Source organism: Enterococcus sp. 7F3_DIV0205 (assembly GCF_002141365.2).
GTDB lineage: Bacteria > Bacillota > Bacilli > Lactobacillales > Enterococcaceae > Enterococcus_L > Enterococcus_L palustris.
In genome coordinates this window covers 3,491,486-3,513,293 of record NZ_CP147244.1, presented here as the reverse complement: position 1 = coordinate 3,513,293, position 21,808 = coordinate 3,491,486, and the positions used below count along the sequence as shown (strand labels likewise).

Genomic DNA, 21,808 nt, shown 5'->3' with positions numbered 1-21,808 from the left:
CGGTGTGTCGTTTGAGACTTACTCAACTTTAAGAAAAATTCCCTTTTTGCTATCATCAAGCAGTTTATCGATCTTTATTTTAGCAGTTTTCGAAACAGTTGATACTGAAACGATTTTATCGGACAATCTTACCAGGGGGTCGACAAATCTGATTTTCTTCTTTTGCTGGATATCATAATCTTCCTCGCTAGAACAGATACTGTATTTCGGCGGTCGATCCATCTTCATCAGTAATTGCCTAATTTCTGTCGAACCTGCTGATTTCAGTTTCTTAAGAAATGCTGAATCTGTCATCATCAAATCAGCCCGGGTAATATCTTTACTTGCTAGACCAATTTGGATGGCTTTTGACATCCACTCATAGCTGCAAATATTTTGAGGATCATAAAAAAAATCGATTACTATTTTTCGATACTGTTCTATAAACCAATTGGCCTGATCAATCGACTCTAAAACAATTTGGTTCTCAATGATTTTGATTGATTTCAAAAAACACTGAATTTCTTGTAATGGAACAGAAAAATAACGATAAACTTCTCGCAATGTGTAATCAATCCGATCACAACATAATAATGGCGCTTTTCGCTCTAATAATTCCCATTGTTCATCATCAAATAAAATCTGACGATAATCAAATTCATATTGTTTTAATAAACCTGGAATTGCTGATTCTTCAATCCATTGGGCTTTGATTTGCTCATGATAATCGTCTGATTTATTCAACAACGCCATATCGATCACATGTGAAAATGCAGTGTGGGACACATCATGTAGTAAGCCTGCGATCTGTTCTTTTACTGTTCCACCGAGCTTCCTGATTAACAACATAACACCGATAGAATGTTCGTACCGCGTTTCATTCCAAGTTGAATTTATCAAAAATGCTGGTCCTGCCATATGAACATCCTTTAAACGCTGCATCTCTTTTGATAAAATCAATGTCGCTAGAACTTCTTCAACTTCATATGAACCATATAAAACATCATGAACAATCATTTTTTCTCCTTCAAAAATCAAGTATTTTATAAATATTATATACGAACGTTTGTTCATTTACAACTAAATTCATTCTATTGCAATTGCTATCTTTTTTGCATTGATCAAAGATATTTAATGCGTTATCATAAGGGTTGGTTGAAAATTATTGTTAGGGGGAAATCAATATGAAAAAAATGGTATTCGTTACTTTGGGTTTAATTTGCTTCTTATCTTTGAGTGCTTGTTCAGATAAGAAAGATACGACAAAAGAAAGTACTGGCAGTACAACTGTAGAGGAGAAAATAACAACAGATAACTGGCTTCTCGTCGGTAATTATCGTTCAGATGTTTTCACAGAAACAGATGCTATGAAAGATCTAGCTAGCTCCGCTAATTATACGGCGCCGCTAAAAGACTCTACTGAATTACTTTTAATGAATAGTGACAACACCTTCTCAATGTATGCTGTCAGCAATATTGAAAAAAAAGTTGAAGTGAATGGTCACTATATCGAAAAAAATGGTGTTTATAGTTTGACTTATGATACGTATAAATACATTTCTTCTTTTGATCCGGATACTATTGTTGATAAAAGTGATACTATGAAAAATAGTTTTAATTATTTTGTTGAACAAGATTATCTCTATGCTTTTGGGTCTTCAAATGAACAACCAAGTTTTACTGTCATTCAAAAGTACACAAAAATATCTGAAGACAAAGCGTCTGACCGTATTAAAGAAATTGATGCTGCATCATTTGAGTAACTGTATTTATAAAAAATAAAGAAGTAACCTAGCTTTTAAAGTTTAGCTAGGTTACTTCTTTTCATGTCTTTAAATCGCATTTGCTCCTCTTTCACCGGTTCTGATTCGAATCGCTTCTTCAACATGATAAACAAATATTTTGCCGTCTCCTACTTCTCCAGTTTGGCAAATAGCTAAAATCAAAGAAATAATTTCTTCTACTTCTTCATCTAAAACAACAAAACTGACTTTTACTTTAGGCAACAATGTCGTGATGATTTCTTGACCACGTACATATTCTTTCAGACCTTTTTGATTCCCAAACCCTAAGACTTGGCTTACTGTCATACCTAGTGCTTCAAAACTGTGGTCCATTCTGACTTTTAATTCTTCTAATTTTTCCTGCTGAATGATTGCCTCTACTTTTTTCATCTCTCTTCCTCCTAAGAATCTAGCCCCATAAATGTTGGATAAGCCGTTTCATCATGTTCGATGCGATCCAAGCCCAATGCTTCTTCTTTTGCTGAGACACGGATTGGCATAAACAATTGAATTGCTTTGATAATAATAAAACTAGCTGCTCCAGAAAATACGATCGTAAAAGCAATACTAGCAACTTGAGCTACAAATAATTCAGTCCCGCCATAAATCAGTCCAGTTTTTCCTCCCACAGCTGGATCTGCAAATATCCCAGTCATGATCCCACCAAAAATTCCCCCGACACCATGACAACCGAATGCGTCTAGTGCATCATCATACCCAAATTTATGCTTAACGAACGAAATAAAATAATAACAAAACGGGCTTACTAATGCTCCAAGAACAAAGGAGCTCCAAAGAGAAACAAAACCGGCACCTGGTGTGATCGCAACTAATCCTACGACAGCCCCCGTACAAGCACCAACAACTGTGGGTTTTCCAATCGCTAACTTTTCAATCAGCATCCAAGAAAGCATACCGCTTGCTGCAGCCGTATTCGTCGTAAGCATTGCATGGATCGCCAATCCATCAGCCGCCAGTGCAGATCCTGCATTAAACCCAAACCAGCCGAACCAGAGTAAGCCTGCGCCTAATACCACAAAAGGAATATTATGAGGTCGGTATTCTATTTGTCGATATTCACGACGTTGTCCTAAAACGATCGCCAATACAAGACCTGCAATCCCCGAACTAATATGAACGACATTTCCACCTGCAAAATCGATCGAGCCTATTTTATCTAAAAAACCTCCGCCCCACACCATATGAGCCATCGGATAATAAACAACGATTGACCAAATAGCTATGAACAAAAAGATCGCGGAAAATCGCATCCGCCCAACCACAGCACCTGTGATGATTGCTGTGGTGATCAGCGCAAACATCATTTGAAATCCAGCAAACAATCCTTCTGGAATCGTTTCTCCGGTTGTCATTGAAACATGATTAAAAAATAGCTTATCAAAATTTCCAACAAATAAATTTTCTCCACTAAAGGACATAGAATAACCCAGAATGATCCAAAGTACTGACGCTAATCCCATTACACAAATCACCATCATCATTGTGTTAAGAATATTTTTTCTGCGCTCCAACCCTCCGTAAAAAAATGCTAAGGCTGGTGTCATCAAAAAGACCATTGCAGAACAAATCATAATAAATGCAATATTTCCTGTTTTCATAAAATCCCTCCAATTCAAAAATAAAGCCAACCTTCATTTTAGCTTTGTCGGTAATTTTAGCATCGTTTTTTGAATTATCCTAACAAAAAAACCTTGATTCAGTAAAATAATTTCATTTTTCTGACAATTCACGTTATAAAAAATAACATCTATACCAATAGAACGTTTCCATTACCTTGTAGACTGTTATTGACTAAACCGATTGCAAAAAAATAAACTGACTTTTTAACATCAGCTTATCTTTCACTAATCAATCCACATGAAATTCTTTATAAACAGCTTGCTTTTTCAACCCACGAAGCTTTGCAACTTCTTTGATTGCTTCTTTTGAAGAACTACCTGAATTCATCAATATTGCTATATGTTCCTTGATAGGAAGTTCTAAATCCGCATTTTCTACTAATTCTGTTCCATCTGCCCCCTCAACTAAAAGACAACACTCCCCTTTTAGCGTGTTTTCAGCCAAGTAATCACTTAATTCTGACAAAGTTCCTCTAAGATATTCTTCATGAAGCTTAGTCAATTCACGACAAATCACAGCCTTTCGATCTTCACCAAAAATTTCTGAAAAGTGCTTTACAGTCGCAGCAATTCGATGAGGAGATTCATAAAAAATCTGGGTCGGGATTGCAGTCTTCAGCTGTTCTAAAATCTCAACTTGCTCTTTTTTCTTTCTAGGTAAAAAACCATAAAATGTAAACGGCTGTGGAACAAGACCCGAAGCAATCAATGCTGTCAGCCCCGCAGTAGGACCAGGCAAAGCAATCACTTTGATTCCAACTTCGATACAGGCTTCAACCAATTCATGACCTGGGTCACTAATTGACGGCATTCCAGCATCACTCACTTGTGCAATTATCTCACCAGCCTCTAAACGTTCGATAAATTGTGGTATTCTTTCCTTATAATTATGTTCATGAAAACTAATTTGAGGCGTTGTTATTTCAAAATGATTCAGTAATTTTTGTGTGTTTCTTGTATCTTCACTCGCAATGATCGTTGCTTCTTTCAAAATCTTGATACAACGAAAGCTCATATCTTCCAAGTTTCCGATTGGGGTCGGCACTAAATATAGTTTTCCATCATTAGATGAATCAAAACTTTTTTGTTTTTGCATAACGGCTCCTTCTAAACGCTAAGATTGATTATTGTAAAAAGGCTGAGACAAATTTTGTCACAGCCTCTCAATTTGATTAAACTTTATTTGTATCTCTCTCCATAAATAACATCTAAACAAAAAGCACATTCTTCATCATTTTCACGACGTGAACCATATAAAATATTGCAGACATGAAATCCTTCTTCATAAAGCTTTTCCAAATTCATACGAGATTTAGAAAGTTCCTGCTTAGCTGGATCATTTGGATCGCTAGCTAATTTAGTCAACTCCTGCAAATGTTCACGTAAGCGTTGATTTTCGATTTCAAGAGTTGTATTTTTTTCAACTAACTCATGAAGTGCTTCTTTAATCTCTGATAATTGTCCCAAAGTTCCTTGTAGATCCGTCTCTAAAGAACTCAGACCATCATATAAAGAACGTTTATCCATTGTGATCACCTTTTTCGGCTTGAGCTTTTTCTGTTGCTTCTTTGATTTCTTCATAATCATATTCTACTGCAATTTCACGTCCAACTAAACGAACTTTGACGATACGGCTCAATAAATTCAACCCGACTACTCGCCCCTTGCCATCTGGTGTGATCACTTCTTTACCATAGTCTGGTAATTCTTTCTTCGCAGCTTCGTATTCATCATTTTCGTATTTCAAGCAACACATCAAGCGCCCGCATAAACCAGAAATTTTTACTGGATTTAATGATAAGCCTTGATCTTTTGCCATTTTGATCGAGACTGGCATAAAATCACCTAAAAAAGTCGAACAGCATAATTGTCTGCCACAAGGACCGATTCCACCTAAAATCTTCGCTTCATCTCTCACACCGATTTGGCGTAATTCGATTCTTGTACGAAAAATTGCTGCTAAATCTTTTACTAGTTCACGGAAGTCGATTCGACCATCTGCTGTAAAATAAAAAACCATTTTGCTGCGGTCAAATGTATATTCAACACGAATCAATTTCATCTCTAATTCATGCGCTCGAATTTTCTCTTTGGCCACACTTAGTGCAGCTTTTGCATCATCCACATTTTTTTGTTCTTTCTCTAAATCAGTTTCTGATGCTTTATTTAAAATGGGTTTTAAATCCTCGGGTAAGTCTTCCGGATCAATAGATTTTTTCGGTATCGCAACTGTGGCAAGCTGTTTAGATTGCTGTGATTCCACAAGCACTTTATCATTGTAAAAATACTCTGATTTTCCAGGAGCAAAATAATAGATATGACCTGCTTCACGGAAGCGAACTCCTACTACTTCTACCATTTTCATCCTCCTATTTATGTTTTAGGGTGAATCATACGTAATACTAATTGTTCGCAAACACTTTGAAAACTAACATTAGCTTCCCACTTTTGTCGCGCTTTTAAAATCAGTTCAACTCTCTGTGCTTGTTGTTCTATTACACGTTTAAGCTGTTCTTGCGCCACACTTTCAGTGAGTTGTTTACGGTAATAAGCAAGTAATAAATCAAAACTCAACGCTTGTTGATCTTTTTCTTTAAAGACTTTAATCAGCCTTTTTTGAACATAGACAAAAGCCTGTAAATCATCTTTTATCATGTAATCAAACCACTGTTGAGTAATTTCCCTAGCTTCATTAAACCATTCATCTTGAGAGATTTCAACTGCTTTGTCAAAACTATTTGTCAACTCTGCCAAAAGATTTGCTGTATTTTTATTGATTCCTGTTTCTGTCAAAGCATGAACTAATTTTTCCTTAACTAAAGGTTGAAAATGAAGAACCTGACAACGCGATTGAATCGTCGGTAAAATCTTGGCTAAAGAAGTTGTCTCTAAAATTGCTAAAACTTTACCTTCCGGTTCTTCTAAAAATTTTAACAAGCTATTTGCTGCACCAACACTCATCTTATCCGCTTGTTCGATCAAAAAGACTTTCTGAGCTGTTTCCACGCCGCTTTTACTAAACTCTGCTTTCAAAGCTCTAATCTGATCGACTTTGATTGTTTGACCATCTGGTGCGATTTGTAATACATCTGGATGTTCATTTTCATTGATCCGCAAGCAATTATTACACTGATTGCAGGGATTATTGTCAGTCAAATTTGTACAGAAAATGTGTTTTGCCATCCATGAACCAAACTCTTTTTTACCAGTTCCTGTATCGCCTTCAAAAAGATAAGCATGGGCAAGACGACCATGCTCAAAACTTTTTTGAAGTTGCTGGTAAAGCAGCGGCTGCTGTTCACTTAAAACCTGTGCTTCATTCATCTTAATATTGATGGAACCCTTCTACTGGGAGAACAAAGACTGTTGCCCCTCCTACCTCAACCTCGACAGGATAAGGCACTTGTCCATCCATCGTAATATCTAGTGTTACAGGAGTTGACACATATTGTTTACGAGATTGACATGTTTTTTTGATCAATTCCAATGCTTCTTCTACACGATCATCATCGATCCCAACGATAAATGTACTATTTCCAGCTTTTAAAAAGCCGCCTGTTGATGAAAGTTTTGTTGCACGAATATTAGCATCAATAAATTCATTGGCTAAACGGTTACTATCTTTATCTTGGACAATTGCTAAAATAATTTTCATATTCGGTCACCTTCCTAGTTTCTAAAATATTCTGGATAACGTTTTACGATTGCTTGAAAGGTTGCTTCTACAACATCTTCCAAACTCATTCTGGCATCGATTTTCGTGATTCTTTCTGGGTTTTCTTCTACCAATTTCAGATATTCATGACGAACTCGTTGATGAAACTCAAGCCCTTCTGAATCTAATCGGTCGATTTGTTGTTGGCGATTGTTTTTAATACGATTCAATCCAGTATCAGAATCTACATCAAGATAAATCGTAAAATCAGGTACCGTCCCTTCAATTGCAAATTCATTGATTGCAGCAATTGCCTCAACACCAATACGTCGCCCAGCACCTTGGTAGGCTAATGAGCTGTCTACAAATCGGTCACATAAAACGATTTTACCTTCTTCTAATGCAGGTAAAACCTTTTCCATCAAATGCTGACGTCGAGCAGCTGCATAAAGCAACGCTTCTGTCCGCTCATCCATCTCCTGATTTCTCGGATCTAAGATAATTTGACGAATTTTCTCAGCAATGGGAATACCGCCAGGTTCTCTTGTTTTAATAATGCTTCTTTCTGCTGCCAGATCTAATCTTGGGTATAACTCATTCAATACGCTTGTTTTCCCTGCGCCATCTGGTCCTTCGATCGTTATAAAAATACCTTGCACTTTACTAATCCCCTTACTTACTTTGATTCCTTTTATCTATTATACTTTATCTGTCACAATCAGTCTAATTGAATTCCTCATAATTAATATTTTCCTGATGAATAAATAAAACTGAGATGAAAAGCCTAACAGACTTCACCTCAGTTTTTACATTTTACTCATTCAAAACGTTTTAAACTCTCTTACTTCTATCCAAAAGAATAGTACCACTGATCCCTAGACAAAGACTACCGAATAAAAATAAGTAGTTCATTGCGTTTTCCCCAGTTTTAGGTAATATTCTGTCATTAGATTGGTTCCCATTATTTTTCTTTTCGTGGCTTTCATTACTGTTCTTTTTTGATGGTTCCGTTTTTTCTTCTTTTTGATTTTCAACAACGACTTCTACTGGTTCAGTTTGATTCGACGTTATTTCAAAGAAAATTGGTTTTTCATTTAGTATATATCCGTTTAATGCTTTCGTTTCTAGAAATTGATAGTTGCCTGGTGCTAACCCCTGAACGAAAAGTTGACCATTTTCGTCTGTTATAAGCTCCTTCTGTAATGGATTGCCCCTATCATCTTGAAGCTCAAATACGACACCTGCCAATCGTTCTTTCGTTGTTTGATCCACCTTGATCAGCCGAACTGATCCAACTGTCTGTTCAGCTATATTTATCACTTGTTTAAAAGCAATCTTGTTTTGAAAATCATTTTGGGATACTTTTATTGGTGTAGCATCAAGAATGAACCCAACAGGTGCTTTTGTTTCTATTAAAGTATAATCTTCTTGCAGCAAATCATTTATTTCACCTAAGCCTTGATCATTTGTGCTAATTTGACCGATACGTTCGTTCGTTGAATCTTTATAAACATCAAATTCTGCACCAGCTAAAACACTTCCCTCTTCCGAAGTTTTCATTACTTGAATAGAAAATACTTCCCCTGTTCCGGTACCACTTCCATCGGAGTATTGGGTATTTACTTTTTTAGAAGCAATTGTTGTTTGATTGCTTTCTAACGTAGCAATATTAGAAAATTCTTCTTGATCTTGGGGTTGGTGATCGATTGTCGTGTCATAAGAAATAAGATAGCCTATTCCTTTAGGCATATCACCAAAATCTACTGTAAATCCATTTGGAAGATAATCGACTGTCACTTGACTGGTAATATCAACTTTATTGATTGGATTATCAAAAATTCCTTTATCCCCATCAGGAAATTCCGCTGAAATCACTTTGATCGATCCTGGAACTAATGTATAGTTATCTGTTTGAAAAGTATCGGTAACCACAGCATTAGGAAACTCCTGTCCACTTGCATTTACTCGTACTTCCCAAAAAAGGGTACGTGAATCTGATGAAAACCACGACCATTTATTGATCACTTCATTCGGATCATCTGTGGCTTTTTCAACTTCTACTTCGGTTGAAACTTCGTTTGTTTTATTGATTGGAAACACCAGCTTGATCGTGCCATATTCATCAATTATTTGTGTGTCAAATCGACTTAAAAATTGCAGTGTACCTTTTACATTTGAATGGGTTTCTACAAATTCGGTATACGTCAGCAAAACTGTTTTTGATTCCTTATCTGCAACTGCAATAGCCACAACAGATCCACTTTCATCCAACACATCAAAGGTCAAACTATTCACTAAATCTAACTCAACAGGTAAGTCGATCAACGTCGTATCACCTTTTTTGGCGCTTCCATTTGGAATACTCCAATCCATATGAACTTGGATGATGTCCCACGATTTGAAAGAGGTTTGGTCTTCTCCTTTTTCATTAGTGATTTTTACATTTTGAATTGTATCATTAAGTTCTTTTGCTTCAGTCGTCATTGTAGATAGTTTCATTGAGCCAAACACGACCAAAATAAATGCAATACTTAAAACTAGTAATTTAATGGACGTATAAAATTTTTTCTGCATTTTCCCCACTCCTACTATGAATTCATTTTTTTATCACCTAATTATATGATATTTTTTTCAAATAAATGTCTTTATTTTTCCGGAAAATATCATTTTTGAAACACTTCCTTTAATTAAATGCAAATAGATGTTCTTTATAGTGAAACAAGAGGTATAATTATTTTAGAAGTACCAATAAAAAACTAGGAGTGAGTTATTTGGAAAAATTATTTGCAGCAGTTGATGATTATTTCATTGAAAAGTTAGTGGAAAAAGACCCCATTTTTGATCAAATCCTTGCTAATAACCAAAAGCACCAATTGCCTCCCCATGACGTTTCACCTTCTCAAGGAAAATTTCTTTATCTTCTTGCACGAATCAAAGGTGCCAAAAGAATTCTAGAAATTGGAACACTTGGAGGCTATAGCACTCTTTGGTTTGCTAAAGCACTAGACAAAGAAGGACAGGTTATCTCTCTTGAATTCGACAAAAAGCATGCTGAGGTTGCTTCGGAAAATTTAGCCCTTGCTGGTGTTTCTGCTAAAACAACGATTTTAATTGGTCCTGCTTCCGATAGTTTAAAAAGCATGGTAAAAGATCAGACACCACCTTTTGATTTGATTTTTATTGACGCAGATAAAGAAAATAACTCAGTTTATTTAGACTACGCCTTACAACTAGCTCGCTCTGGAACCATTATTATTGGGGATAATGTGGTGCGTGATGGTGCAGTCATTGACCAGAATAGTATTGACAGTAGAGTATTAGGAGTTCGATCTTTTGTAGATGATTTATCTACTTCATCTAAACTGACTTCGACAGCGATTGAAACAGTTGGAGTAAAAGGGTATGATGGTTTTACCATCAGTATTGTAGAATAGTAAAAGAAGATGGCTCAAAAGTTTAAAAACTTTTGAGCCATCTTCTTTATATTTAAAGTTCCCGACGTCCCTCTACAGCTTTTAATAGAGTGACCTCATCCGCATACTCGATATCACTGCCGACTGACAAACCATGAGCGAGCCTTGTTACTACAATCCCTGCTGGTTTGATCAAACGTGAAAGATACATCGCAGTCGCTTCACCTTCTGTCGTGGCATTTGTAGCTATAATAACCTCTTTGACCTCATCATCATGAAGACGTTGAATCAATGATGCAATATTGATATCTTCTGGACCTGTGCCTTCCATTGGAGATAATACACCATGAAGTACATGATAAAGACCATGATATTCCCGCATCTTCTCCATTGCCATGACATCTTTTGGTTCTTCTACAACTAAGATAATACTACGATCTCTTGTCGTATCCTGACAGATTTCACAAGGATCTTCTTCTGTGATATTACCGCAAATACTGCAAAAATGCAGATCACGTTTCACACTGATCAACGCTTTAGCAAAAGCATTAACATCTTCTTCTTTCATATCAAGTGTATAAAAAGCCAAGCGTACGGCTGTTTTTTGACCGATACCTGGTAATTTCATATAACTTTCGACTAGTTTAGCTATGGGTTCTGGATAATGCATGGCTTTCAAATCCTTTCAAACACAGACCATTCTTGGTTGGTTTTAAACTATGTATTCATTACGAGACTAAAGTTTATTATACCATTTTTTATAGATGATTTTATAAAAATTAGCTTTTTAACTTCTTTTAAAACAGATTTCCAATTATCTAGAAAAAAAGAAGACTGTCATTAACAGATTGCTTATCAGAAAAGGTAAATATTCTTTATTTAAATGATTAAAGGCACGATTTTTGATATACATCATCAAAAATCGTGCCTTTTAAAACTACTTGAATAGAAATAATTTCTATCCTAAAATCCTGGCATTCCTTTAGTATATTTACCCATTGTCGCCTCTGTTTCTTTTTCTACTTTAGTCAATGCATCATTCACAGCCATAATGACTAAATCTTGCAGCATTTCTACATCTTCTGGATCAACAACCTCTTCTTTAATTGCGATATCTTTCATTTTGCGATCGCCAGTAAAAGTTGCAGTCACCAATTGATTGGTAGCTTCTCCCACAAATTCACGTTCATTTAATTCCGCTTGTGCTTTTTCCATATCTTTTTGCATTTTTTGAACTTGTTTCATCATTCCTTGCATATTTCCCATGCCTCGCATCATAACTATCGTCTCCTCTTAATCGTTTATTACTTCAACGAGCGCTTCGCCAAACATTGCGATTGCTTCGTCTACTACTTGGTTATTGACTTCTGCTGTTGGTTCTTCTTCTGCTAACAAATGATTTTCTTCATTATTAACAAGTCGATCTTCATTCGATTGTTCTCCTGAAGTTTCTTTGTTTTGGCTGATGAATGACTGACGTAGTTTCGGCCAGCTTTCTTTTGTGATACAAATCATATCAGGCGCGTAATTGTTCACCAAACGGCTTAAATTATTATGAACCGCTAGCTGCATTTCCTCATCTTCCATCGCTCGACCACAAACGATCTCATACTCAAAGGCAATCACTAAACCATTGGGCCCTGCTGCAACTGGCTCACTGGCTTTCAGCATCGCTCTTTGTGTTACCGACATCATTTGTAATAAGTCATCCCAGACATTTTTTACATTCATCAAATGATCTTTAGTCGCTTCATTCAATACTTTGTAAACAAGCTCTGTTGGAATCCGCAATGTATTTTTACTGCTCGTTGCACGTGTTGTTTTAACAGGTTCAGCTTCTTTAGCTACAACACCGTTTTTCTTCAATTCTGATAGTTCTTTTTGTAAGTGTTCGATTTGTTGCTGTAACATTGACATCTCAGCAGTTGCGACTGGTTGCGCCCCATCCAAAACTTCCACAGTTTTTTTTACAGATTTTGCCAGTTTCACCGTAGCTACTTCAAGGTAGATATTCGCATTGTTCGTAAAACGGATATCATTTTGCGTATCACTTAAAATTTGGATCATTTGATAAATTTTCTCAGCCGCAGTTTGGCCTGCTAACACTTTGAAATTTTCTGTTAGATTACCGACTTTGTCAGTTAGCAAATTAGGTGCTTGTTGAAACATAAGCAAGTCCCGACAATACAATAGTAAATCTTCTAAAAATCGTCGTGCTTCTTTACCGGAACTAAGGATGCTCTCCAATACTTCCAGCGCTTGTTCGACATCTCCTGAGACACAGCTAGAAATATATTGATCCATCATTTCATAGGTCAGACTACCTGTCACTTGCATTGCGTCAGTCAAAGTAACTTTTTCATCGCTGAATGAAATCGTCTGATCCAGAATACTTAAAGCATCCCGCATCCCGCCTTCGGCTGCACGTCCAATCACATATAAAGCCTGCTCTTCAAACTCAACATTGATTTGTTTTAGAATAAAGCCGAGATGATCAACAATATCTTGCGTACTGATTCGTTTGAAATCAAAACGTTGTGTTCTAGAAATGATCGTCAACGGAATTTTGTGAGGTTCTGTCGTCGCTAAGATAAAAATAACATTTTGCGGCGGTTCTTCTAAGGTTTTTAGTAATGCGTTAAAAGCACCCGTCGACAACATATGTACTTCATCGATGATATAGACTTTATATTCTGCTTGTGTCGGTGCATATTTTGCTTTATCACGGATATCACGAATTTCTTCTACTCCGTTATTACTCGCCGCATCGATCTCGATTACGTCATTCAGACGTCCTTCGGTGATCGCAACGCAAGTTTCGCATTCATTACAAGGTTCTCCATCTATGCTATGTTTACAGTTGATTGCTTTGGCAAAAATTTTCGCCGCACTTGTTTTTCCGGTTCCTCTTGGGCCGGTAAACAAATAGGCATGCGAGGTTTTCTTTTGGATGATCGCATTTTTTAACGTCTGCGTAATTGCTTTTTGTCCAACAACATCATCAAAACGCTGTGAACGCCAGACTCGATACAAAGCTTGATAAGCCATAATTTACCCCTCCCTCGAAATTTCACTATCTTCTATTATACGTGATTTTTATGGATAAGGCATTAAAAAAAGCGAACTCATTAAAAAATTCTTTCAAAAAAAAAGCCCTGACTCTCGTCAGGACCTTTAGCATACATTAAATATGTGTATCTGTTTCTTCATTTTTTACTAAACCATCATTGGCACGGAACATTTGATTGTAACGTTCTTCATCTTCTTGATTGTCTCTGATCACTTTTGAAAGTGTAAATGATGAAGATATCAATCCAACTGACCCCATTAAATAGTAGCCTTTAACCATCAATGGTTCTTTTAGTGTGTACAACCCAATCAACATCAATGCCACGAAAAAGGCAAAAGATCCCCAACTTAGAAAGACAAAAGCAGGTGTGTTTCTGTAAGCTTTCTTTTTCATAATTCTCTCCTTTAAAATTAATAATACTTTTTTAGTATAGCATTACTATTTATTAAATGACAATCCTTATTTTCATTTCAAAAAAATAATTGACTTTAAAAACCAATTAAAATAACAAATCAAACATTTAAATAAGCAATATCTTTGGGTAAAACAAGTCGTCTTTTATCAATGTATTTTCGTAAATCCGTGATATTTTTAAATGACGGAATATCTTCTACGATCATATTAACTTCTTCATCGACCGCTTCAATCGCATAATTTGATACATACAAGTCATAATTTTGATCAGAGCTATTTATCAATTGATCATAAAAATGACTTTCTTGAACCGATAAATTCACTTTGTTTCGGAAGTTTTCTTTTAGGATTGTGCTAAGAAGCTGTGCATGTTCTTTCCCTAAATCGCTTAAGACTAGAACAGATAACTGATGCCTCATCTCATCAGTGAGTTTACCTAGATCTTGCCAGCGAATCGCCATCTCATGAAGAATACCATCCAAATACATTGATTTCCACGGAAATTTCATTTTGACTTCCAGCACACCTAAAGCCTTTTTAACAACTTCTGTAAAAACAATGAAATTCTGCTTGATTGCTCGACTTGAGTAAAGATAGCGATCATACACCATAAATTTTTTATACGGGAACATCTTATGTTTGGCATAGATATACTCAATCAAGCGAACAATGCTTACTCTGCTTTGTTCTGAAATAGAGATAGAGAGTGCTTCCTTGATCGTTGTTACTAAATTTTCTGCTTGATGGATAACATTGACTTTCTCCTGCTCATTGTCCCAACCAAAATCCCACCAAAAAATAGAATAACAAAAATCTTCGTACCAATTATCAGGAATAACCACATTTAATGGTGCAGCTATTTCTTCTACATCTGCTTGATATTTTCTTACATCTATCGTCGTTTTTACAAAACTATTGATTGGATCTTTTCGATTCTGAATTAAAAAGCCTTGTCGCTCTCTAATAATTGTAACAGCGATCGAATAAGCTAAATGAACGATTTGACTATCATTCAGTTCTAATTCAAATTTTTTATTGATCTTATTGGATAACTTAAATATTTTCTCTCTATCTAGATGAAAAGGCCACTCTCGAATACCGTAAACCTCAATAAAATAGCAAGTAAAGAAGTAGCGAATCTGGCGTTCATCTTTTCCATGAACAAAATACGGTGAACGACTCATCTGAATATTTCGATCTTTCAATGCTGAACTGATTACATTAGACAAACGATATAAACTAGAATTACTTAAAAATAATTTTTTCTCCCAAAATGCAGCCGGCTGCATTGGTTCAAAAAAAATTGACTCTAATAAAGAAAAAGCATTCGATTCTTGCATGATTTCAATATAAATTTCATGGATCGACCTATGCGGTGAAGCAATCAGTCGAATTCCATGTTTTCTGGATGTCTCTATTGTCAGATAATCTGACCATCGATCTTCTATGTACTGACAATCCAACATGATTGTTTTCTTTGAACAATCAATACTTTCAGCAAGATAATCCGAGGTGATCCAGCTATTTGGTCCATTCAATAAGTTCAACAACAACACTCTTCGATGCATAGATGGCGATAACAATCTCTCCATGACTTCTCCTCTTTTCACCTTTATTCTATTTATTCTTCAAATTTTTCCTCTAGTTGAGAATTTTTTGAAGAAATCCCCGTTTAACAATAATTATAGCATCTTCTAACCCTTTTTTGAATTAATCTAAAGCGCAACTCAATTGGTTTATTTAAAAACCGGTCTTATTATAAAAATATAAAAACGCGGATTTAAAATTTATCGATAAATGGAAAGTCTCACCACACATTTTGGAGGGATTCTACATGAAAAAAAACACAATCAAACACACCATTATCATCGGCTTCATCAGTATTTTAGGCGTTGCTTTATTTATTGGCGGATACATTTTCACTGATGCGTCTAGTAGAGCAAACCAATTAGCTAGTACACCTAAAAAAGCCAAAGTCACCTTAGTAAAAAATGTTCCGACAGATAAAGAATTGGCTAAACTTGCAGCTGTTCCTAAGAAAAAACAAACGAAAGAAAAAATTGTTGCTGTGAACACTACTCAAGATACCATTGCGCCGAAGATCAATGTACCTGAAGAAACTGTTGAACAAAATTCTCAAGTCAATATTTATGAAGAAGTCACTGCCACTGATAACAAAGATGGAGATATTACAGCCAAAGTAGCAGCAGACGAAACGCTAGATACATCTGTTGTCGGCACACAGACTATACATTTTACTGCAACTGACAGCAGTGGTAATACAGGAACTGCTGATAGAACATTTCATGTTGTACCTAAGAGTGAACCTGTAGAAACTCCGGTTCCACAACAAGCCGAAGCTCCCGCAGCACAAGTAAATGTTCCTGCTGAGCCCTCTCAAGCTACACCTGCTAGTGCGCCTGTTGCACCAGCTGAACCCACTTATGGAGCGATGACCATCACAATGAACGGTCAAACAATTCCTTATCAAAACGGCGGGCAAGGTAGTGGACAAAGCGTGATTGATTCTAACCCTGGTGGTGTTGCCTCTACTTGGGGAGGTGCTGCTGTTCAATCAGGCGATGACGGACAAAATACTCATTTTATCGGTCATAACCCAGGAGCATTCTCAACAGTCTTTTCATTGGGAGCTGGCAGTCAAATCGTTGTAACGGATGCAAATGGCACCCCGACTACTTATACAGTTAGTACCTTGTTGCAATTAGATGATTATGGAACTGAAATAGGTTCTGGAACAAATTACTGGGATCTTACAGTCGGCACTGACGGCGGCGAAAGAATTACTCTTCAAAGCTGTATCAATGATGATGTCAACTTGTTTGTTATCGCTTATAAATAAAAAAGAGCATCAACGGATTTATTTCGTTGATGCTCTTTCTATTAGTTCAGTAGCAATCGTTATTTTTCTTGCTACAGGTGTCTGTTCGTGAATTAATGAGAGTATCGTCTCAACTGCCAATTCACCCATCCACTCTGTATGGACTTTTATTGTCGTAAGTGGTGGACTAACGTATTTCGCCACACTTATATCATTGAACCCAATTACAGAAATATCCTCAGGCACTTTAAGTCCTGCTTCTTGAATCGCTTTTAAAGCCCCCACAGCTAAGGCATCACTCGACGCAAAAAAAGCACTTGGATAGTCATTTGGATACTTTTCCAAAAAGTCTTTCATCACTTCATAACCCTTAGCAACAGTAAATGGTGTTCTCAAAACATAGGATTCATTAAACAATTTTTTTTGCAACAATATCTCTTTAAAAATCGTCAATCGTTTATCTTCAAGTGGTTTTTGGCTTCCTAAAGTGTACTCTTCCCCAGAAATCATGCCAATTTTTTGATGACCGTGTCGGATCAAATAAGTTAAAACAGACGACATGCTTTGCTGAAAATCGATAACTAAAGAATTGTATCCTATATCTAAAGCATCAAAATCTACAAACAAAAGATTGTTATTGATTTCAAATAAAGCATCAGCTTGTTCCGTGGTAAACTTTCCTAATGCAAGAATACCATCAGCTTGCTCGCTATTTAGCTCCTCTAACGAACGTTTAATTAGCTCAAGCCCAAGTTCCTCTGCCTTTTTCTCAATTCCCAACCGAATGGATAGATAATAAATATCTTCTAGCTCTTCTGCTTCATCATACCATTGAATAAATAAAATTTTAGCCTTCGTATTTTTTGTGCTTTTTTTGTGTTTCGTGTAATTTAATTCTTCTGCCGCTTCAAACACTTTTTGCTTAGTCTCGATACCTGCTGAAAGATCAGGATCATAATTTAATACTCGTGAAACTGTGGCTGGTGAGACTCCTGCTAATTTTGCGATATCCTTGATCGTTGCCATCTTTTCACCTGCCTTCTTTATTATAAACTATCAATAAATCGTTTAAATGCAGCTTGTCCTTCTGTTGTCCGTTTATAAACTCCTGCATCAGCTAATACCTGAGCAAAAATTTGTCCCACTTCTTTTTGGATGATTTCACTTGCATTTTCTTCACTGAAGCTATATCTTTCTTTCATTTGATCAGCCCATTGTTTATGGTAATCTGCGATATGATTTTCTTTAGCTAAAACATAATTTTCTACTTCTTGCAGCTCATCTTTTAAACGTGGCGGCAATACTGCTAACCCCATTACTTCGATTAAACCGATATTCTCTTTTTTAATATGTTGAACCTCTTGATGAGGATGAAAAATACCATCTGGGTGTTCAACAGAGGTATTGTTGTCACGTAAAACCAAATCCATTTCAAATAATTGCCCCTTGCGGCGGGCAATAGGAGTTATCGTGTGATGAGGTGTTCCATCTGCCGAAAATGCTTGAATCGATACATCCTCATCAGAATAGTTCCGCCATTTTTCTAAAATCAACGAGGCTGCTTCAACTAAATCTTCTGAATTAGGACTTTGCAAGCGAATCACAGACATCGGCCATTTAACGATTCCTGCATTCATTAAAGGATAGTCACTTAATTCAAAGTATTGCTCGATCTCTGCTTTTTCCATCGGGAAAATATGACGTCCAGCTTGATAATGATCGTGAGTCAAAATCGATCCTCCTACAATCGGTAAATCAGCATTAGAGCCCACAAAATAATGAGGTAAGACTTCGATGATCCTTGTTAATCGTTTGAAGGTTTCCTTTGAAATCACCATAGGACGATGCTCTTCTGATAGAATAATTGAATGCTCATTGTAATAAGCGTAAGGTGAATACTGAAACCCCCAACTTTCGCCATCTAGATTCATTCGAATGATTCGATGATTGGTCCTAGCTGGATGATTGACCCGACCTTTGTATCCTTCATTTTCCATACACAAAACACATTTAGGATAATCAAGCTGACTGTTTTGGCGTTCAGCTGCAATTTGTTTTGGGTCTTTTTCTGGTCTTGATAAATTGATCGTGATCTCTAGTTGACCATATTCTGTTTCAACAGAAAAAAGATTATTTTTAGCAATTGCTCTTGTTTTGATATAGTCATTCTCTTGGCTTAGTTTATAGAAGTAATCCGTCGCATCAACTGGATCTTTTTCGTAATATTGAGCAAAAAGAGCATTGACGACCGAAGGCGGTGGTGTAAGAAAATCCATCAATTGTGCTTCGAAAATTTCTAAATCCGTTGTTTCCTCTTTCACTTTTCCATTTTTTATAGCTTGAGCAACTAGTTCATCCAATAATTCCAATGATGACTTTGTCACTACTTTTGGAGAAATTGGTTCTAACGATTCTTCTCCAATTACGCCCAACACACGATTTTGCAAATAAAGCCGATCTAGTTCCATCCATCCACCTGCTTGAATTGCTAACGTCACAAAATCTGTAATAGTTTGACTAATTGACACAACGTTTCCTCCTAAATATAAAAGCTAAATAGGCTCATTTTGCTCCGATTAAAAATATGAGCGCTCTTTAGACTATATTTATTTTTTATTTTTGTTCAATGAGACTGCCTTTTAAACTAGAAAGAATCATATCCTTTTGGATGGCTGACATGCCAGTCCCAAGCAGTTTGAATGATCTGTTTGATATCTGTCACTTGCGGTTGCCAATCTAAAATCGTTTTGGCTTTTTCACTAGAAGCAACCAATTTACTTGGATCTCCTAAGCGACGCGGTAGTACTTTAGCTGGAATTTCTTTGCCAGTTACTGCTCTTGCTGCTTCTAGCATTTCTTTGACTGAATAACCAGTGTTACTACCTAAGTTGAAGACATTACTTTCGTTGCCTTTTTGTAAGTAGTCCAGCGCTGCAATATGAGCTGCGATCAAGTCTTCAATATAAACATAGTCACGAATACATGTACCATCTGGCGTATCGTAATCATCGCCATAAATCCCTAGGTACTCTCTTTGGCCTAACGCTGTTTGTAAAATAATTGGAATCAAATGCGTTTCTGGATCATGATCTTCACCAATTGAAGCATCTGATTTAGCCCCTGCAACATTAAAGTAACGTAGCGCAACATAACGCATACCATATGCTTTGTCACACCATTTCATCATCTTTTCCATCATTAATTTACTTTCGCCATATGGGTTTTCTGGATTTGTCGGCATCGTTTCTACAATTGGCATCTCTTTAGGCTCACCATAAGTCGCAGCTGTTGAAGAGAATACAATGTGCTTAACACCAAATTCTTCCATTACTTCCAACACGATTTGTGTGCCTTGCACATTATTGTTAAAGTAAACTAGCGGCTTTTCTACTGATTCACCGACTAATGAACTTGCAGCAAAATGGATCACGCCATCGATTGTTTCTTTTTTGAAAACACTCTGCATAAACGCTTTATCTCTAATATCGCCTTGATAAAATGTAGCTTTTTCATGAACAGCCTGTTTGTGACCAGTCTGAAGATTATCGACAACAACTACCTCATACCCTTTTTGAATCAATTGATCCACTGCATGGGAACCAATGTAGCCTGCCCCGCCTAAAACTAAAATTGACATGTTACTGCCTCCTTATTGATTGTCTGCGAAATGAATATCCTTTTTTTCGTATTCCTTATTTTACAGCTTTCTAGCTCCGTCATCAACATTCGCAACATAAAAGTCTGCTGAGTAGCCAATTTGCTCTTGATACGTTTGTCCAACATTCTTAATAAAACGTGCCAAGTCTGCTTCTTTTACTAAAGCAATTGCACAACCGCCAAATCCTGCTCCTGTCATCCGAGCACCTAATACACCAGGTTGTTTCTGAGCTGTTTCTACTAAAGTATCGAGCTCAATCCCTGTTACTTCGTAATCATCTTTTAAAGAAGCATGAGACTCATTTAATAATTGACCGAAACGATTTAAATCATTTTTAACAAGTGCTTGTTTTGCTTTGATCGTTCGTTGATTTTCAGTTACTGCATGCTTTGCCCTTTTAATCAACGTTCCGTCTTCAATGGCTGCTTTATTTTGTTCAAAGCACTCTTCTGTTAATTCTCCTAATGATTCGATTGATAAAATAGTTTGTAAGCGACTCAAAGCGAGTTCACATTCTGCTCGGCGTTCATTATATTTTGAATCCGCCAATTCTCTACGTTTGTTTGTATTCATGATTACAATCACATGCTCACCAAATTCTGCTGGCACCAGCTCATAATCTAGTGTATTTGTATCCAACAAAATAGCGTGATCTCGTTTCCCCATACCTATAGCAAATTGATCCATGATCCCCGAATTCACACCAATAAAATGATTTTCTACACGTTTTCCTGTAATCACTAAATCCAACATTTTAATATTTAACGCAAATAAATCATTTAAAATAACCCCAGTCAACAATTCGATTGAAGCAGATGAAGAAAGACCTGCACCATTTGGAATCGTTCCGTAAAAGAGAATATCAACACCCTGTTCGATAGAATACCCTTGCTCAATTAAATAGGAAATCATTCCTTTGGGATAATTCGTCCAATCATGTTCTTTCCTATAAGCTAAGTCTGTTAATGAAAATTCAATAATACCTAACTCAGAAAAATTTTCCGAATACAATCGAATCATTTGATCCTCTCGTTTTCTAGCAACTCCATATGTTCCGATTGTAATCGCTGCTGGAAAAACAGATCCGCCATTATAATCTGTATGTTCCCCAATCAAATTGATTCTTCCTGGAGCAAAGTATATTTCTGCAGAAGCAATTCCAAAAACAGAATGAAATAACTCTTTTAATTCATTTTCCAAAATTTTCACCTCTCCATTCTTTTTAGTAAATTTATTATAAAACATTTACTAAACATTTACAAGCTTTTTTCGTAAAACGGTTACAAAACTACTTTTTAAATGACTCGAAAAGTCCATTGCTCCTCTCTATTGGATTTTTTTCTTACTTTAGTTCAT

General features: G+C 36.3%; 22 protein-coding genes. 3 read left to right on the top strand and 19 right to left on the bottom strand.

Features of this window, described 5'->3' with window-relative positions:
* Window positions 1-18 precede the first annotated feature (18 nt).
* Window positions 19-996 (bottom strand): HD domain-containing protein, encoded by a 978-nt coding sequence (locus A5821_RS16410; RefSeq protein ID WP_086312039.1) that lies wholly within the window; start codon window positions 994-996, stop codon window positions 19-21.
* 167 nt (window positions 997-1,163) lie between these two features.
* On the opposite strand from A5821_RS16410, the gene A5821_RS16405 reads away from it, so the two are divergent.
* On the top strand, window positions 1,164-1,742 hold the full coding sequence (locus A5821_RS16405) for a hypothetical protein (RefSeq protein WP_086312038.1): 579 nt from the start codon (window positions 1,164-1,166) through the stop codon (window positions 1,740-1,742).
* A 69-nt stretch (window positions 1,743-1,811) separates the two neighbouring features.
* Here the strand turns inward: A5821_RS16405 and A5821_RS16400 are convergent, their stop codons facing one another.
* From A5821_RS16400 to A5821_RS16360, 9 genes are all read right to left on the bottom strand, one after another.
* Entirely contained in the window at window positions 1,812-2,153 is a 342-nt protein-coding gene (locus tag A5821_RS16400; RefSeq protein ID WP_086312037.1) for a P-II family nitrogen regulator, read from the bottom strand.
* Window positions 2,154-2,164: 11 nt separating this feature from the next.
* Window positions 2,165-3,382, bottom strand: coding sequence for an ammonium transporter (locus tag A5821_RS16395; RefSeq protein ID WP_086312036.1), 1,218 nt, complete (start codon window positions 3,380-3,382; stop codon window positions 2,165-2,167).
* Window positions 3,383-3,632: 250 nt separating this feature from the next.
* A complete protein-coding gene (gene rsmI, locus A5821_RS16390) occupies window positions 3,633-4,499 on the bottom strand; it encodes a 16S rRNA (cytidine(1402)-2'-O)-methyltransferase (protein WP_086312035.1) in 867 nt (288 codons plus the stop codon).
* Between the two features lie 83 nt (window positions 4,500-4,582).
* Window positions 4,583-4,930: a DNA replication initiation control protein YabA gene (locus A5821_RS16385; RefSeq protein ID WP_010773302.1), complete on the bottom strand. Its 348-nt coding sequence runs from the start codon at window positions 4,928-4,930 to the stop codon at window positions 4,583-4,585.
* Window positions 4,923-5,762: a PSP1 domain-containing protein gene (locus tag A5821_RS16380; protein ID WP_086312034.1), complete on the bottom strand. Its 840-nt coding sequence runs from the start codon at window positions 5,760-5,762 to the stop codon at window positions 4,923-4,925. Before A5821_RS16380 ends, A5821_RS16385 begins: the two co-directional genes overlap by 8 nt.
* Before the next feature lie 14 nt (window positions 5,763-5,776).
* Window positions 5,777-6,727 carry a DNA polymerase III subunit delta' gene (holB, locus tag A5821_RS16375; protein WP_086312033.1) on the bottom strand — a complete coding sequence of 317 codons (951 nt, stop codon included), beginning with the start codon at window positions 6,725-6,727 and terminating at the stop codon, window positions 5,777-5,779.
* 1 nt (window position 6,728) lies between these two features.
* On the bottom strand, window positions 6,729-7,058 hold the full coding sequence (locus tag A5821_RS16370) for a cyclic-di-AMP receptor (protein WP_010760520.1): 330 nt from the start codon (window positions 7,056-7,058) through the stop codon (window positions 6,729-6,731).
* A 14-nt stretch (window positions 7,059-7,072) separates the two neighbouring features.
* The gene (tmk, locus tag A5821_RS16365; protein WP_069645447.1) at window positions 7,073-7,717 is read right to left on the bottom strand and encodes a dTMP kinase; all 645 of its coding nucleotides are present in this window, start codon (window positions 7,715-7,717) and stop codon (window positions 7,073-7,075) included.
* Between the two features lie 172 nt (window positions 7,718-7,889).
* A complete protein-coding gene (locus tag A5821_RS16360; RefSeq protein ID WP_086312032.1) occupies window positions 7,890-9,632 on the bottom strand; it encodes an LPXTG cell wall anchor domain-containing protein in 1,743 nt (580 codons plus the stop codon).
* Window positions 9,633-9,820: 188 nt separating this feature from the next.
* Between A5821_RS16360 and A5821_RS16355 the strand changes: the two genes are divergently transcribed.
* The gene (locus tag A5821_RS16355; protein ID WP_249921800.1) at window positions 9,821-10,492 is read left to right on the top strand and encodes an O-methyltransferase; all 672 of its coding nucleotides are present in this window, start codon (window positions 9,821-9,823) and stop codon (window positions 10,490-10,492) included.
* A gap of 52 nt (window positions 10,493-10,544) precedes the next feature.
* On the opposite strand, the gene recR is transcribed toward A5821_RS16355, so the two are convergent.
* From recR to A5821_RS16330, 5 genes are all read right to left on the bottom strand, one after another.
* On the bottom strand, window positions 10,545-11,141 hold the full coding sequence (gene recR, locus A5821_RS16350) for a recombination mediator RecR (protein WP_086278733.1): 597 nt from the start codon (window positions 11,139-11,141) through the stop codon (window positions 10,545-10,547).
* Between the two features lie 293 nt (window positions 11,142-11,434).
* Window positions 11,435-11,749 (bottom strand): YbaB/EbfC family nucleoid-associated protein, encoded by a 315-nt coding sequence (locus A5821_RS16345; protein WP_086312030.1) that lies wholly within the window; start codon window positions 11,747-11,749, stop codon window positions 11,435-11,437.
* 15 nt (window positions 11,750-11,764) lie between these two features.
* A complete protein-coding gene (gene dnaX / locus A5821_RS16340; protein WP_086312029.1) occupies window positions 11,765-13,519 on the bottom strand; it encodes a DNA polymerase III subunit gamma/tau in 1,755 nt (584 codons plus the stop codon).
* A 136-nt stretch (window positions 13,520-13,655) separates the two neighbouring features.
* A complete protein-coding gene (locus A5821_RS16335) occupies window positions 13,656-13,934 on the bottom strand; it encodes a YiaA/YiaB family inner membrane protein (RefSeq protein WP_086312028.1) in 279 nt (92 codons plus the stop codon).
* Window positions 13,935-14,053: 119 nt separating this feature from the next.
* Complete coding sequence (locus tag A5821_RS16330) at window positions 14,054-15,547, bottom strand: helix-turn-helix domain-containing protein (protein ID WP_086312027.1); 1,494 nt, start codon at window positions 15,545-15,547, stop codon at window positions 14,054-14,056.
* 242 nt (window positions 15,548-15,789) lie between these two features.
* On the opposite strand from A5821_RS16330, the gene A5821_RS16325 reads away from it, so the two are divergent.
* Window positions 15,790-16,815 (top strand): immunoglobulin-like domain-containing protein, encoded by a 1,026-nt coding sequence (locus A5821_RS16325; protein ID WP_086312026.1) that lies wholly within the window; start codon window positions 15,790-15,792, stop codon window positions 16,813-16,815.
* Window positions 16,816-16,833: 18 nt separating this feature from the next.
* On the opposite strand, the gene A5821_RS16320 is transcribed toward A5821_RS16325, so the two are convergent.
* The 4 genes from A5821_RS16320 to A5821_RS16305 all read right to left on the bottom strand — a co-directional run bounded on the left by A5821_RS16320 (window position 16,834) and on the right by A5821_RS16305 (window position 21,652).
* Entirely contained in the window at window positions 16,834-17,820 is a 987-nt protein-coding gene (locus A5821_RS16320) for a LacI family DNA-binding transcriptional regulator (protein WP_086312025.1), read from the bottom strand.
* A gap of 20 nt (window positions 17,821-17,840) precedes the next feature.
* A complete protein-coding gene (gene galT, locus A5821_RS16315) occupies window positions 17,841-19,322 on the bottom strand; it encodes a UDP-glucose--hexose-1-phosphate uridylyltransferase (protein ID WP_086312024.1) in 1,482 nt (493 codons plus the stop codon).
* 116 nt (window positions 19,323-19,438) lie between these two features.
* Window positions 19,439-20,431: a UDP-glucose 4-epimerase GalE gene (gene galE / locus A5821_RS16310; RefSeq protein ID WP_086312023.1), complete on the bottom strand. Its 993-nt coding sequence runs from the start codon at window positions 20,429-20,431 to the stop codon at window positions 19,439-19,441.
* A 60-nt stretch (window positions 20,432-20,491) separates the two neighbouring features.
* Complete coding sequence (locus A5821_RS16305; protein WP_086312022.1) at window positions 20,492-21,652, bottom strand: galactokinase; 1,161 nt, start codon at window positions 21,650-21,652, stop codon at window positions 20,492-20,494.
* Window positions 21,653-21,808 lie beyond the last annotated feature (156 nt).

Coding starts and splice junctions, on each gene's coding strand:
- A5821_RS16330 (WP_086312027.1), bottom strand. CDS start 15,547: ATGGAGAGATTGTTATCGCCATCTATGCATCGAAGAGTGTTGTTGTTG.
- A5821_RS16405 (WP_086312038.1), top strand. CDS start 1,164: ATGAAAAAAATGGTATTCGTTACTTTGGGTTTAATTTGCTTCTTATCT.
- A5821_RS16345 (WP_086312030.1), bottom strand. CDS start 11,749: ATGATGCGAGGCATGGGAAATATGCAAGGAATGATGAAACAAGTTCAA.
- A5821_RS16370 (WP_010760520.1), bottom strand. CDS start 7,058: ATGAAAATTATTTTAGCAATTGTCCAAGATAAAGATAGTAACCGTTTA.
- A5821_RS16385 (WP_010773302.1), bottom strand. CDS start 4,930: ATGGATAAACGTTCTTTATATGATGGTCTGAGTTCTTTAGAGACGGAT.
- A5821_RS16320 (WP_086312025.1), bottom strand. CDS start 17,820: ATGGCAACGATCAAGGATATCGCAAAATTAGCAGGAGTCTCACCAGCC.
- A5821_RS16380 (WP_086312034.1), bottom strand. CDS start 5,762: ATGGTAGAAGTAGTAGGAGTTCGCTTCCGTGAAGCAGGTCATATCTAT.
- galE (WP_086312023.1), bottom strand. CDS start 20,431: ATGTCAATTTTAGTTTTAGGCGGGGCAGGCTACATTGGTTCCCATGCA.
- A5821_RS16395 (WP_086312036.1), bottom strand. CDS start 3,382: ATGAAAACAGGAAATATTGCATTTATTATGATTTGTTCTGCAATGGTC.
- holB (WP_086312033.1), bottom strand. CDS start 6,727: ATGAATGAAGCACAGGTTTTAAGTGAACAGCAGCCGCTGCTTTACCAG.
- rsmI (WP_086312035.1), bottom strand. CDS start 4,499: ATGCAAAAACAAAAAAGTTTTGATTCATCTAATGATGGAAAACTATAT.
- A5821_RS16325 (WP_086312026.1), top strand. CDS start 15,790: ATGAAAAAAAACACAATCAAACACACCATTATCATCGGCTTCATCAGT.
- A5821_RS16410 (WP_086312039.1), bottom strand. CDS start 996: ATGATTGTTCATGATGTTTTATATGGTTCATATGAAGTTGAAGAAGTT.
- A5821_RS16360 (WP_086312032.1), bottom strand. CDS start 9,632: ATGCAGAAAAAATTTTATACGTCCATTAAATTACTAGTTTTAAGTATT.
- A5821_RS16335 (WP_086312028.1), bottom strand. CDS start 13,934: ATGAAAAAGAAAGCTTACAGAAACACACCTGCTTTTGTCTTTCTAAGT.
- dnaX (WP_086312029.1), bottom strand. CDS start 13,519: ATGGCTTATCAAGCTTTGTATCGAGTCTGGCGTTCACAGCGTTTTGAT.
- recR (WP_086278733.1), bottom strand. CDS start 11,141: ATGCATTATCCAGAACCCATAGCTAAACTAGTCGAAAGTTATATGAAA.
- A5821_RS16400 (WP_086312037.1), bottom strand. CDS start 2,153: ATGAAAAAAGTAGAGGCAATCATTCAGCAGGAAAAATTAGAAGAATTA.